9 protein-coding genes and 1 pseudogene are annotated in these 13,716 nt (G+C 70.1%); 1 reads left to right on the forward strand and 9 read right to left on the reverse strand.

The genetic code is table 11. The features are described from left to right. Window positions 1–79 precede the first annotated feature (79 nt). The 5 genes from ACQEUX_RS03360 to ACQEUX_RS03380 form a co-directional block, all read right to left on the reverse strand. Window positions 80–2,119, reverse strand: a complete 2,040-nt coding sequence (locus ACQEUX_RS03360) for a multicopper oxidase domain-containing protein (RefSeq protein ID WP_433040894.1) — start codon at window positions 2,117–2,119, stop codon at window positions 80–82. Between the two features lie 8 nt (window positions 2,120–2,127). Beyond that, window positions 2,128–2,568: a DUF6220 domain-containing protein gene (locus ACQEUX_RS03365; RefSeq protein WP_433040897.1), complete on the reverse strand. Its 441-nt coding sequence runs from the start codon at window positions 2,566–2,568 to the stop codon at window positions 2,128–2,130. Between the two features lie 74 nt (window positions 2,569–2,642). After that, a complete protein-coding gene (locus tag ACQEUX_RS03370; RefSeq protein WP_433040900.1) occupies window positions 2,643–3,395 on the reverse strand; it encodes a helix-turn-helix domain-containing protein in 753 nt (250 codons plus the stop codon). Window positions 3,396–4,269: 874 nt separating this feature from the next. After that, entirely contained in the window at window positions 4,270–6,399 is a 2,130-nt protein-coding gene (locus ACQEUX_RS03375; RefSeq protein WP_433040903.1) for an MMPL family transporter, read from the reverse strand. Window positions 6,400–6,520: 121 nt separating this feature from the next. Continuing rightward, on the reverse strand, window positions 6,521–7,108 hold the full coding sequence (locus ACQEUX_RS03380) for a hypothetical protein (RefSeq protein WP_433040906.1): 588 nt from the start codon (window positions 7,106–7,108) through the stop codon (window positions 6,521–6,523). A gap of 163 nt (window positions 7,109–7,271) precedes the next feature. On the opposite strand from ACQEUX_RS03380, the gene ACQEUX_RS03385 reads away from it, so the two are divergent. Next, window positions 7,272–10,481: a BTAD domain-containing putative transcriptional regulator gene (locus ACQEUX_RS03385; protein WP_433040909.1), complete on the forward strand. Its 3,210-nt coding sequence runs from the start codon at window positions 7,272–7,274 to the stop codon at window positions 10,479–10,481. Here the strand turns inward: ACQEUX_RS03385 and ACQEUX_RS03390 are convergent. The 4 genes and pseudogenes from ACQEUX_RS03390 to ACQEUX_RS03405 form a co-directional block, all read right to left on the reverse strand. Next, the gene (locus ACQEUX_RS03390; protein WP_433040911.1) at window positions 10,478–11,677 is read right to left on the reverse strand and encodes a macrolide family glycosyltransferase; all 1,200 of its coding nucleotides are present in this window, start codon (window positions 11,675–11,677) and stop codon (window positions 10,478–10,480) included. The two genes, ACQEUX_RS03385 and ACQEUX_RS03390, sit on opposite strands and share 4 nt — an antisense overlap. A gap of 54 nt (window positions 11,678–11,731) precedes the next feature. Beyond that, on the reverse strand, window positions 11,732–12,976 hold the full coding sequence (locus ACQEUX_RS03395) for a cytochrome P450 (protein ID WP_433040914.1): 1,245 nt from the start codon (window positions 12,974–12,976) through the stop codon (window positions 11,732–11,734). Between the two features lie 104 nt (window positions 12,977–13,080). Next, entirely contained in the window at window positions 13,081–13,371 is a 291-nt protein-coding gene (locus ACQEUX_RS03400; RefSeq protein WP_433040917.1) for an ABC transporter permease, read from the reverse strand. A gap of 59 nt (window positions 13,372–13,430) precedes the next feature. Beyond that, window positions 13,431–13,604, reverse strand: a pseudogene (locus ACQEUX_RS03405) (ATP-binding cassette domain-containing protein); the annotation flags it as partial. Window positions 13,605–13,716: the final 112 nt, after the last annotated feature.

Consider the following 13,716-nt stretch of genomic DNA (forward strand, 5'->3'; position numbering starts at 1 on the left):
ATCGATACCCGGGGCCTGTCGCGCAGTATCGGCTCGCGATCGACGGAGACATGTCGCGACCGACAACTTCGAGGTAGGGCTAACCGCCGTGGGCGCTGTGGTCACCGCTGTGGAACGAGTCGGTGATCCCCGCGTACCCGAGATGAATGGCCATGCCCTGCTCCTGGTGCGGCAGGTTGTGGCAGTGGTTCATCCAGAGCCCCGGGTTGTTGGCCCGGAAACCGATCTCCCACACCTCGCCCGGCCGCACATCGAACGAGTCGAGCCGCAGCGGGCTCCCGGTCGGCACCTCGCCGTCACGGGCCAGCACCACGACGGTGTGGCCGTGTAGGTGCCACGGGTGAATCTCCGCACTGCGGTTGACGATCCGCATCCGAACCAGGTCGCCCTCCTCGACGACCTGGGTGGGCGTCGACGGGTGCGCGCGGCCGTTGATGGTCTGCGCGTAGCGGGGGAGGGAACCGGCAAGCGCGAGGTTCCGTCCAAGCACCATGGTGAAGTCGCGGTTGAACGCGGCGGACCGGTCGATGGGCATCGGCGCGGGCTCGCCATAGGACAGCAGGTCCAGGTCGGGCCAGCGGCGGGTGTCCGCCTCGGGTGTTGCCGCGACCGTGCCGGGCGGGACCAGCCGCACCCCGCGGCCCGGATCGTCGCCCACGACGAGCTGAACCGGGCCGGCCGGCATGGTGAACGACACGTCGTACCGGCCGCCGGCGGGCAGCACCAGGCCGGTGTCCGTGAGCTCGCCAGGCCCGTTCAGGTCCCGGCCGTCCACCGCGGACAGGCGAAAGGGTGTGCCGACCAGGGCGAACCGACGGGGGTCGCTGTCGGTGTTGATCAGCCGCAGGCGCACCGGCCGACCTGATGGCACCGTCTCGTCGTACACGTCGTCGTGGGTGCCCAACGCCGTCACGCCGCCGAACTTGTGCACCGGCAGCGTCAGGTCGGTGGCATCCGGTGGAGTTCCCTTCGGACGGACGATGAGTGTGCCGTAGAGACCCATCCGTACACCGATGTCGGAGACCTGATGGGTGTGGTACCAGTACGTGCCGACCTGCCGTGCGGCGAACCGGTAGACGTACTCCTGGCCCGGCATGACCGCGTCCTGGGTGACACCGGGCGCACCGTCCTCCGCCGCGGGTACGTCGTAACCGTGCCAGTGCACCGTCACACCACGTTCGATGTCCTTGTTGCGGAGCGTCACCTCGATGAGGTCACCCTCCTCGGCGGTGAGGGACGGGCCAGGCACCTGGCCGTTGTACGTCCACGCCGACACGGTGCGGCCCGAGGTGAGGGTGACGTTGCCCTTCTGGGCGGTCAGGGTGGTGCGGCGGACGGTGCCGCCCTGAGCCATGTCCCCGGGTGAGCCGCGAAGGGCTGCTACCGGGGTGCCGTGGGCGGGTGGATAAGCGACCGGACGGCCGGCGCCGATGTCGACCGGGTCCTCTGGCAGCACCGCGAGACCGACCCCGGCCAGCCCGATGGCGAGCGCGGCGGCTGCGGCGATCCGCCGGCTACGCGTTCGAGCCGGCGCGGTCACCTGCCAGGTGATCAACGTGGCTGCGGCCACCAGGGCGACCGTGACGAGGGCCGCCGCCAGGGTCGTTGGGTAACCGATCAGAAAGGTGAGGACCAGACCGGCGGCGGCGGCGTACCCCGCGGTCAGCAGCGGGACCACGACGGCCGGCCGGTCGAGCACGTCGCCCGCCGGGTGCGCGGTCCTCGACGCCTCGGCTGCCGGCTCGGTCGTGCTACCCGTCGCGGGCGTGGCAGTGGGTTCCGAGGGCGTCTGCGGTGCCGGATTGGCCGCAGCCTGACCGGTCAGGGCGGCGCGGGCCGTCCGGACCAGGGGCGGACCCGCCAGCACGGCCGCCGCCAGGGCGGCAACCGTGAGCAGCGGAAGGGCGACGGTGACCTTCTCCTGGGCGAACCACCAGCCCTGGCCGGCGAGGACCAGGGCTGGAACGAACCGAAGGACGGTGAGCAGCACCGCCACGCCGGCAAGGGCCGGCGCCAGCCGGGCTTGCCGGGCCGCGGCCGCCGCGCCGGCACCGAGCCATGCGACGGCGACCAGCGCGGCGGCCACCAGATCCAGAGCGATGAGCTGTGCGGTGGGCATACGGTGCGTCAGACCGCGCCGGACCGCGAGGCCTCAACCGGGGCGGGCGCAGCCAGCGAGCCGCGGGCGCGGCGCATCAGGCCACCGGCCAGCATTATGATCGCCAGACCGTTGATCGCGTGCAGTCCGAAAACCAATACGCTCGCCGTCGTGGTGTCGCCGGCGCTGGTGTTGAACGCTTCGGAGATCACCTGGATCGGGCGCTGAAGAATCACCAGCCCCACCGCGAGCAGCGTCAGGCCTATGGTGCGGCCACCCAGCTTCGCCACCGCGGCGGCGATCGTAGCCAGTACGCCGAGCAGCGGAATGACCATCAGGCCGTTGATCCGGTGGGCGGCGAACGAGTCGTCGTCCTGAGGCTTGTCGAACGCGCCGACCGCGGCCAGATAGAACTGCACGGCGATCGCGATCGCGAACAGTCCGAGGAGTGCCACGTACACCTTCCGCACTGGTGAATCCCTTCGTTATGGGGCGGCGTACCGCCCCTGCTTGCCTGTGGAAATGGTTGGAATGTGGCGCCAGGTCAGGCCGCGCGAAGTGCCTCCACACCGGGCAACGCGACCATCAGTGGCGGGCGGATCCAGTCGAGCGGCCGCAGCGTGACGTCGAGGTGCACCTGGGCGCCGGGCATCACCCGCACGTCGTCCGCGGTGGCTACCAGGAGCCGGTGCCCGGCGGGCTCCCGGTCCACCGGTTCGTCGGCCGGGGTGGCGGCGACCAGAAGGTGCCAAGAGCCGGCGGGTACGGCCGGAAGCCGCCACGCCCCGGGCTCGGTGATCGTGGTCGAGACCACCGGACGGCCCTGCGGGATGTTGGTCTCGAAGACGCCGATGAAGATCGGTGACGCGACGTCACCCGCGGCCTGTACGGTGCCGGAGAGGGCGCCGAGCTGGTGCCCGGCCCTCCACGGTCGGCCGCTCTCGGTTTCGTGCTCCGCCATGCCCCGGGACACCCGTCGGTATGTGGTGGGCGGCAGACCCACGCACTCGGTGAACCGGCGGGTGAAGGTGCCGAGGCTGCCGTACCCGACCTGCACCGAGATCTCCGCGACCGTCATCGAGGTAGCGAACAGCAGGTGTTTTGCCTCGTCAATACGTACTGCGGAGAGGAAGCGGATCGGAGTCACCCCGGTCACGTTGCGGAAAGTCCGAAGAAAATGGAACTTACTCATTGTGGCGGTCCGTGCCAGGTCATCGAGGGACAGTGGCTCCTCGTACCGTTCACGGATCGTGCGGATGGCCTGACGCACCAAACTTTCCAGTAGCCTGTCCCCCATGACTATCCCCCGGTCATCGATGTTTAATTTACGATCTTGGATCCTTCCTCGGTTAATGTAACAACTGGTGATCTAGCTGGCTACCCCTACCAGTTCTGGCGGGTCCCCTAGGAGAGGTATCGCACAAAATCTGCCGCTGTTGCCCCGGCTGAACTGGAAAAATAATGACGCAGCTGGATGTTCGTGGCGCCCTTCGCGATCCGGGAGTGTGCTTGTGTTGCGCTGCATCAAGGCGCTGGACTCGGCGTTTTCGCTCAAGTTGGTGCATGCTGCCCAAGTCTGCCGGGTCGAGATGGGTCGGCTGGGGTGCGGGAAGGAAAGCGTCGTCGCGGCACTGCCGACAATCCGTATACCAAAATGGTGTAAACGGTGAAGCGAATTCTCGGCAACTGGTAGCGCTTCTTGTGCCCAGGGTATCTGCCGGGTCGGGTCGAGTTTGTGGCGCAGAACTCGGCGCCACCTGTCCGTCTGCCGACCGCGTAACCGCCCACCATCTGGTATTTGCTGGCCCGCTCCGGCCGCGCGAGAAGCGGCCGGTCGTTTCCGTGCCAGCGATCCGGGCACATCCGCCGGTGCTCCCGGCCATTGACCATGTCACTCCCCGCAACCGTTGTGCCCGAATCACTGCGTACCGCCGGCGGCACTCGGCGGTCGGGCTTTCGCAGTGTCGCGGCCCTGCCGGAACCATGGTTCCGCGATATCGCCGTGGCGCGGGGGACCACAGGGCGCGGCCGGGCCGAGCCGCTGACCACCTGCGGCACCGCCGCGTTGGCCCTGCGGGGAGTGGGCAGTAGGGCGCCTCGCTGTGGGCCGGCCGGCACTGAGCGGTGCGATCCGGCCGTGGGATGTCCCGTCTGGTGGAACTGTGCCACGGTCACCCAACCTGCTCGTCGTGCTTGTGGAACAGCTTGCCGGGCCACCACATGTACCGGCCGATGTCGAAGTTCAGGGCGGTGACCATGATGGACCGGACGATCAGGGTGTCCAACAGGATGCCGAACGCGACCGCGAAGCCCAGCTCGGCGAACTGGGTGAGGGGCAGGGTGGCCAGCACCGCGAACGTACCGGCCAGGACGAGACCCGCCGAGGTGATCACGCCACCGGTGGCGGCCAGGCCGATGTGCGTGGCCGGGCGTGTGCCGTGCCGTACCGCTTCCTCCCGGATGCGGGTCATCAGGAAGATGTTGTAGTCGACACCGAGAGACACCAGGAAGACGAAGACGAACAGCGGAAACGAGCTGTCGGTCCCCTCGAAGCCGAAGATGTGCCGGAACACCAGGGCGCTGACACCCAGGGCGGCGCCGAACGACAGCACCACCGTGGCGGTCAGGATCAGCGGGGCAACCAGTGAGCGCAGCAGCAGCACGAGGATCAGGAAGACGACCACGAAGACGATCGGCAGGATAAGGTTCCGATCGCTCTGCGCCGCCCGCTGCACGTCCAGTTTGATCGCCGTGTTGCCGCCGACCTTGGCGTCCGCGCCGGGTATGGCGTGCACCGAGGCGCGAATTCGGTCGACCGTGTCGTACGCCGCCTTGCTGTCCGCCGGGGCGATCAGCGTGCCCTCCAGGTAGGCGTGGTCGCCGCGGACCACCGGCTCGGTCACCGACGTCGGGTCAACGCCCTCGGCTGCGGCGAACGCGTCGCGCACCTGAGCCATCTGGCCGGGGTTGCTGATCACCACCGTGGGGCTGCCCGCGCCTGCCGCGAAGTGCCGGCCAAGGACCTGATTCCCGACGATCGAGTCGTGCTGGCCGCGGAACGACTCCTCGCTGGTCAGACCAGTCGGGTCGAGCTGGAAGATCCCCAGCGACAGGACGGCCAGCACCAGCGACGTGAGGACCCAGGTGGACCGGGGCCGGCGGGCGACCAGTCGGCCGATCCGTGCCCAGCTGCTGGACGAGGATTCGTCGGCGGTGCCGAACTTCGGCCGGGACGGCCAGAAGATCCATCGGCCGGCGGTGACCAGCAGGGCCGGGAAAAGGGTGAGCATGACCGCCAGGCCCACCACGATGCCGATGGCGAAGACCGGGCCCAGGCCCTTGGTCGAGTTCATGTCGGCGAGCAGCAGGCAGAGGACGCCCGCGGCCACGGTGCCGGCGCTGGCCAGGAGGGCCGGCGCGGATCGGTGCAGGGCGACCGCCATCGCCTCGTGTCGGTCGGCGTGCCGGCGCAGTTCCTCGCGGTATCGGGCGATGAGGAGCAGCGCGTAGTCGGTGCCGGCGCCGAAGACCAGGATGGTGAGGATGGCGGACCCGTCGGCGGTGACGGTCAGGTCGGCGTAACGGGCCAGCACGTAGATCAGGGCCTGCGCCGCGACCAGGGCGACGCCGGCGGACATGATCGGCAGCAGCCAGAGCGTGGGGCTGCGATAGGTCAGCAGCAGGATGATGATGACGACCACCGCGGTGGCCAGCAGCAGCGTGGTGTCGATGCCGGCGATCGCGCGGCTCTGGTCGGCGGTGGCGCCGGCCGGGCCGGTCACATACGCGGACAGGCCGTTCGAGTTCTGTTCGGTCACCGGGGTGAGGGAGTCGACCGCGTCGGTGGCCTTGGAGAAGCTGTCGGTGCCGAGCGCCAGGGGGACCGTGATCTTCGCGGCCTGCCCGTCGTCGCTGAACACCGGGCCGATGACTTGGCCCTCCAGGTCGGGGCGCTGACCGAACACCTGCGCGTCGGAGGTGACCTTGGCGCGGTCGGCGTCGGTGAGCCCCGAGGCCCGCTCGTAGACGATCACCGCCGGCAGGGTTTCGACCTCGACGAACGAATCCTGCAGCAACAGGACCTGGGTCGACTCCGAGTCAGTCGGCAGGGTCGCCTCGGCTCCAGACTTCTGCACGTCGCCCAGCTTTCCGGCGAACAACGCGGACAGCAGCAGCAGACCGAGCCAGATGGCGATCACGACGTACTTCGTCCGACGGCCGGCGATGAGCGAGGCGATCGGCGTACGGATGTGGTGCTCCTCGTCGCGTTCCACGGACGGCCGGAATGACGACACGGACATGATCGGAACATCCTTACTGAGCGCGGAAGTATGTGCTCCCGATGGCGGCGCACGGCGATAGGACGCTATGCGCCGCCACTGGCAGATCACGCACAAAGCGCTGTCATTGTGAAGCCGCAGGTCAGGGTGCGGTGCTGTACCAGTCGATGATCTGCTGGGTGGTGGCCACCGAACCGCGTTCGATGCCGTGGAACGAGACCCCGTGGTGCCCGGTGGAGATGTTGAAGCGTGCCCCGGCCAGCCCGGTGACGATCACCGAGTAGCGACCGGCGATCGACGGGCCGTCGTACTTCGACACCCGCAGGTACTGCTGGCCGATCTCGGGGATCGGAACGACCTCGCGGATGGTCGGAGACACCACGGTGACGTGCCCGTCTGGGGCGACGATCAGGATGCGGGGAAGTTGGGTGGCGGGCAGGGTGTTCTCCGGCGCCTGGTCCGGGAGGAGCAGGGCGAAGGAGAGCGGCATCGTGCCGGGCGAGTCGAACTGGTAGGAGCGGATGGCGCCCGCCTGCGGCAGAGTGCCGTAATAGCTCAGCGGGTCGTTCCCGTCCACGGACAGGGGCGCCAGCCACGGCACCACGTCGGTCTCGTCCAGCACGATGGAGGTGTGCGCCGAGGCGGGCAGCGCGATCGCGAGCACCGCCGCGAGCGTCGTGCCGGCGACGGTCACGGTCCGGCGAAGCGTGCGGGTCAGGGTTGTCCTCATGATTTTCCTTCGGCTTGTCGGGTCGAGTCCGTGAGAGCATTTCAGCTGTGCCGCAATGAGATCCGCTTACAAATTGCTCTCTTGGACGGGAGTGACCAGGGCCGACCCGGACGCGCCCCGCAGGGGTCTGCGGGGGACGGGCGAAACCTGGCAGAGTGACCCCATGCGCGTGCGAATTCTCGGACCGCTCGAGGTGATGGCACAGGACGGTGCGAGCGTCGAGATCGGCGGAGCGCGACTGCGCACGCTGCTCATCCGCCTTGCCCTGGAGGCCGGCCGGGTTGTCGCGGTGGAGTCTCTGGTGGACGCGCTGTGGCCGGACGGCCCGCCCGCCGATCCGGCGAACGCCCTCCAGTCGTTGATCTCCCGGTTGCGGCGGGCGCTCCCCGACGCCGCGGCACTGCGATCGGCGGCCGATGGTTACTGCCTCGACGTGCCCCGCGAGGCGGTCGACGCGCTGGCGTTCGAGCGGCTCGCCCGCGACGGCCGCCGTCTGCTGCGTGACGGCCGCGGCGCGGAGGCGGCCGGCCGACTGAGCGAGGCGTTGACCCTCTGGCGGGGATCCCAGCTGGCCGGCGCAGGCGACGGAGCGTTCGTGGCGGCGGCCGCCGCTCGGCTCGACGAGCTGCGCCTGACCGCCGTCGAGGACCGCATCGACGCCGCGATTGACGCCGGGTCGGAGCCGTCCTATCTGATCGCCGAGCTGGAGGAGCACATAGCTGTTCACCCGTTCCGGGAACGGCTACGCAGCCTGCTGGTGCGGGCGTTGCACGCGGACGGCCGGCAGGCCGAGGCGCTGACCGCGTTCGACCAGTATCGGCGGTTGCTCGCCGACGAGCTCGGCTCCGATCCGGGTCCGGAGCTGCGGGAGGCGCACCTGGCCGTACTGCGCGCCGCGCCCGACCGGTCGGAACGCGCCGGCCCGGCCCGGCCCGGCAATCTGCGGGTGCCGCTGACCAGCTTCGTGGGCCGGGACGAGGAGCAGCGCCGGATCCACAAGCAGCTCGGCGAGGGACGGCTGGTGACGCTGATCGGGCCTGGCGGTGCCGGCAAGACCCGGCTCGCGTCCACCGTCGCGGAGGCGCTGGCGAAGGATTTCGAGGGCGGCGTCTGGCTGGTCGAACTGGCCTCGGTGACTGATCCGCAAGACGTTCCGTACGCCGTCGTTGGCGCTCTCGGCCTGCGCGCCCGCGGCATGATCGACGCGGCGGCGAGCCCGTCCGGCGTGGTGGACCGGCTGGTCGAGGCACTCTCCGCCGCGCCCACCCTGATCATGCTGGACAACTGTGAGCACCTGCTGGACGCGGCTGCCCGGCTGGCCGACGAGCTGCTCGGCCGCTGCCCGCTGCTGCGCGTACTGGCGACCAGCCGGGAGTCACTCGGCATTGTCGGCGAGGCGCTCTGTCCGGTCGCACCGCTCGGCCTGCCCGCGCCGGGCACCCCGGTTGCGCAGGCGGTCGAATTCGCCTCGATACGCTTGTTTGCCGACCGGGTCGCCGCGGTCCAACCTGGGCTCGCGGTGACCGACGAGACAGTCGCCGCGGTGATCGAGATCTGCCGCCGCCTGGATGGGCTGCCGCTTGCCATCGAGCTGGCCGCGGCCCGCCTGCGGTCGCTGCCGCTGACCGTGCTGGCGACCCGGCTGGACGACCGGTTCCGGCTGCTCACCGGAGGCAGCCGCACCGCCGTGCCGCGGCACCGCACGCTGCATGCGGTGGTCGCCTGGAGCTGGGACATGCTCGAGGGCGAGGAACGCCGGATGGCCGAGTGGCTTGCCGTGTTCCCGGGTTTGATCACGGTGCGCAGCGCCGGTCGCCTGGAGGGGCTGGCTCCGCGGGTGCCGGCCGCGGTGCAGGACACCCTCGCCGCGCTGGCCGACAAGTCGTTGCTGCAGGCCGTGGGCAACGATGACCAGCAGTACCGGATGCTCGAGACGATCCGCGAGTACGGCCTGGAGCGCCTGGCCGAGGACGACCGGCTGACCGCGGTCCGAGCCGAGCACGCTGGGTACTTTCTGCGGCTGGTCGAAGCAGCCGGACCGGAACTGCGGGGCCCGGGGCAGCTCGACTGGCTGGCCCGGCTCACCACGGAGCACGAGAACCTGCTGGCAGCCCTGCACCTGGCCATCGACGCGGGGGACACCGCGACCGCGGTGCGGCTGGCAGCCGGGCTCGGACCGCTCTGGACCGTTCAGGGTAACCACACCGAGGCGACGACCTGGTTGCGGCCGGTGGTCGGACTGCGCGGCCCGGCCCCGATGGAGCCCCGCCGTCAGGCCACGGTGTGGTATCTGCTCAACCGGGTGATGACCGGCGGCTATGCCGGTGCCGACACCGGGGTCGACCCGGCGGCGACCGACACCGGCGAGTCGGGCACCGACCACCTGCACCCGGTGTCGGCCCTGCTCGAACCGGTGGCCGCGCTGATCAGCGACGACGTGGTCGCAGGCCGGGCGGTGATCGGGGACCGGCTGCGGCACCCCGACCCGTGGACCAGGTCGATGCTCCGGTTGCTGCGGGCGTTCCTGGGCGCCAACCACGGTGACATGGCCGCGGTCCGCGACGATCTCGACCGCGCCGCGTCCGGCTTCCGTGCGGTCGGTGACCGGTGGGGTCTGGCGGTCGCGCTGACCTGGCTGGCCAACGCGCAGACCATGCAGGGCGAGTTCGCCAACGTGGTGGCCACGCTGGAGGAGTCGGTGGGGTTGCTGCGCGAGCTCGACCCGTCGGACGGTGCAGTGCTGCAACGCGTGTGGCTCGCCGTGACCAGGGCCAAGCAGGGCGACGCCCAGCAGGCCCGGGCCGAACTGCGCGAGCTCATCGACGACCGGCGGGACGTCTCCGCAGCCCGGTTCGTCATCTTCGCCCGGATTTCGCTCGGCGACCTGTCCCGCCACGAGGGCCGGCTGGCCGAGGCTGAGGGCCACTACCGGGAGGCGGCCGACGACCTGCGCCACGCGCCCACCTTCGCGCCGATCTTCCGGGGGATGCTCAACTGCGCGCTGGGCCACCTGGCCCTGGCCGGTGGTGAGACGGCCTCCGCCCGGCGGTACCTGGCCGAGGCGTTCGCGTTGGCCACCGAGAGCGCCGACATGCCGTTCGTGGCCGACATCGGGGTCGCCGTGGCCTGGCTGTGCATGCGGCGCGGCGACCCTACGGCGGCGGCCGCGATGCTCGGTGCCGCCCACGCGCTGCGCGGCTCGGCGGACGCGCTGAACCCCGATGTGGCGCGGCTGGTGCCGCACCTCACCGGGACTCTCGGCCGGCGAGACTACGAGCGGGCGTACGCGGCGACAGCCGGCCTGGACCGCGCGGACGCCCTCGCCGGCATTGCTGCGGAGCTGCGGCCGGAGAGCGATCCGGCAGCCGGTTAGCCGGACTTGCGGGCCAGCCCTGCTTCGATCGCGTCGGCGCCCACCCGCGCGCCTTCGTACGCCTCGAAGGTCTTCTGCATCCGTGCGGCGTTGGCCCGGATCTCGGCGCTGCCGTCCACGTCACGTACCGCGGCGCGCAGGGTCTCCGCGTCCGGCGCCCGCATCCCGAGGCTGCGGCCCAGGCCGAGCTCCTCGACCCGGCGGCCGTTGGTGTCCTGTTCGGGCTGCTGCGGCGCGCCGACGATGGGCACCCCGAAGCTGAGCGCCTCCATCACCCCGTTCATGCCGGCGTGCGAAACGAAGATGCGGGCGTGCCGCAGCACCGCGAGCTGGGGCACGAAGCGGAACACCTCGAAGTTTTCCGGCGTAGGGCCCACCTCGTCGGGGTCGGTCCGCTCACCGATCGCCATCACCACGTGCCATTCGCTGTCCCCGAACGCCTCTACGCAGGTACGGAAGAAGGCGGCGTTCTCGCTCCAGATGGTGCCCAGCGTGATGAGCATGACCGGCTTGCCGTCCGCCGGCGGGGTCCAGTGCTCATTCTCCAACCGGCGGCCCAGTTGCGGGCCGAGGAACACGAACCGGTCGTCGAAGCTTTCCGCCGCGATCTGCAGCTCCTTGGCCACGAGTACCAGGTTCAGCGTGGCAGCGTCGCCGCCGTACGCCTGTGGGGCCAGGTCCAGCCCGTACTCCGCGGCGAACATGCCGATCTTCTTGCCGTACTCCATCAGCTTGGGGTTGTCCGGTGCGAACGAGTCGTGCTTCATCAGGTCCTGCAGGCCGAACTTCTCGTTGCTGGCCAGGTAGGGGATGAGGGAAACGTCGAGCACCCCCAGCTTGTCGGCGAGCATCCGGCCGGGGAACGTGGTCAGGTCGTAGCAGACCGCCGAGGGAACGTCCTGCTCGAAGTGCGCCAGCATGGGCGGGAACGTCTCCCGGACCTCGCGCAGGAACTTCTCCATCATCGGTACGAGGGCGTCCACCGTGAACTCGTCGCCCGACGGTGGCCTGGCTGGCATTCCGGACAGGTTGAGCGGGATGCCCCGGGCCCCGGCCGCCTCGACGATCGGCAGGAATCGTTCTCCGGTGGCGTACGTGATCCGGTAGCCCCGGCTGACGAGTTCCTCTACCAGCGGCAGGCTCGGGTTGACATGACCGAATGCGGGCATGCTGACGAATGCGATGTGCTTGTCCATGTCTCCTCGCGAGAGTGTCGGCGCGGCCGGTACGAAACCGGACGAGCGGGGTGGTCAGGGGTGCAGGGTCACCGGCAGCCGGGCGAACCCACGCAGGCCCAGGCCGGCCCGGCGCTCCGGGGAGGCGTCCAGGGTGACGGCGCGGGTGCGGGCCAGTAGCCGGTCCAGGAAGACCTGGGCCTCCAGTCGGGTCAGGTGGGCGCCGAGGCAGAAGTGCGCCCCGGCGGCGAAGGACAGGTGGGCGTTGTCGGCCCGGCTGATGTCGAAGCGGTCGGGGTCGGGGAAGCGCTCCGGATCGCGGTTCGCCGCACCGAGCACGGTGGTCACGTTCTGCCCTGCGGCGATCTCCACACCGGCGAGGGTGAGCGGCCGCAGTGCGGTCCGGGCGTCAAGGTGGACCGGGGAGTCGAAGCGCAGCATCTCCTCGACGGCCCGGGGCGCGAGCGCCGGATCGGCCCGCAGCCGATCGAACTCGGTCGGATGCGTCAACAGCGTGTGCAGGCCGTTGCCGAGCAGGTTGGCGGTGGTCTCGATACCTGCACCGAACAGCAGCAGCACGTTGGCCACCACTTCGGCGCTGTCCAGGTCGGCCACGGCCAGTCGGCTCAGTAGGTCCTCGGCCGGATCCCGGCGCTTGGCGTCGAGCAGGTCGGTGAAGTAGGCCGCCAGCGCCTGCTGGGCCGTGGTGGCTCGGGCGAAGACGCCGGCGTCCACGATCGGCTCGGCCATGGCGGCGAACTGGGCGAACAGCGGGGTGACGGTGGCCCGGTCGGACTCCGGAAGGCCCAGCAGATCGGCCATGATGGCCACCGGCAGCGGCCGGGCGACCGTGGTCATGAAGTCCCCGCCCGGCGTCGCGGCCAGCTCGTCCAGCAACTGGTCGACCTGGGCGGCGATGCCCACCCGCAGCAGCTCCACGTGCCGGGTGGCGAACGCCGCCCCGACCTGCTGCCGCACCCGCGTGTGCTCCGGTGGGTTGGCGAACGACATGCTCTTCTGGAGCAGCGCCATCGCCTTGGTGAACTCCTCCTCGGCCACCGGAGTGAGCAGGTAGCCCCGCATGTCGTCGGTCTTGCCCAGGTCTCGGTGCCGTAGTGCGGCGTCGCAGTCCGCGTGCCGGGTCAGCACCAGCGTGCCGTCGGGCGTGCGGAGCACCGGCGCACGTTCCTGCAACTTCCGGTAACCGGTGTACGGGTCGTCGTTCATTGGGTCGGACATGATCCCGAAGAACAGCTGAACCGCCTCGAGATCAGTGCTGGCGTCGGGGGCGGTGTCCACGTCGGGCGGGACCTGGCTCATCGGGGTGCTCCTGTCCATGCTGGTCATGACCGGATGTGGGCTCACGGTAGCCGGGGTGCCCGGCTCGTTGTCCTCTCCGAGATTGCGTTGTCGCCGACGCCTTCTCAGGTGCGACGGCGGTAGGCCCAGACGGCCAGCGGCGCAAACACCGCGAGAATCCCGGCCGACCACAGCACGCAGTACAGTGCCTCCTCGGCCACCGGTCCGCCGAGGAGCAGCCCACGGGAGGCGGCGATCGCGTGGGTCACCGGGTTGACGTCCGCCCACGCCCGCAACCACCCGGGCAGGGTCTCGGCCGGGGTGACCATGGTGGTGCCGAAGGCGGGCGGAAACATCAGTAGCAGCACCACGCTCTGCACCCGGGCGGTCTGTCGCACCACGACGCCGACCAGCACGTAGAGCCAGCTGAGGCAGAATCCGAAGAGGATGATCAGGGCGCAGGCAGCGAGGACCTGGCGTCGGGCGGCAGCAGGGTGGCCAGGATGCGGACCATGGTCGTCTTGCCCGCGCCGTTCGGGCCGAGCAGCCCGAGCACCGTGCCCGGACGGGCCGCCAGGTCCACCCCGGCCAGGGCGGTGACCTCGCCGAAGCGTTTCACCAGCCCTTCGGTGACGAAGGCGTATTCCATTTCGGGAGCCTTGCCAGCGGCGCTGTCAGAACGCGCACAGACCACCGTCATCGCGCTTGCCGCACCGAAGGCCATCGGACAGCGTCGCTGGGTAGGGTCGGTGTCCCGGATC

Origin of the sequence: Micromonospora sp. CA-259024, assembly GCF_050936255.1 — a bacterium.
GTDB lineage: Bacteria > Actinomycetota > Actinomycetes > Mycobacteriales > Micromonosporaceae > Micromonospora.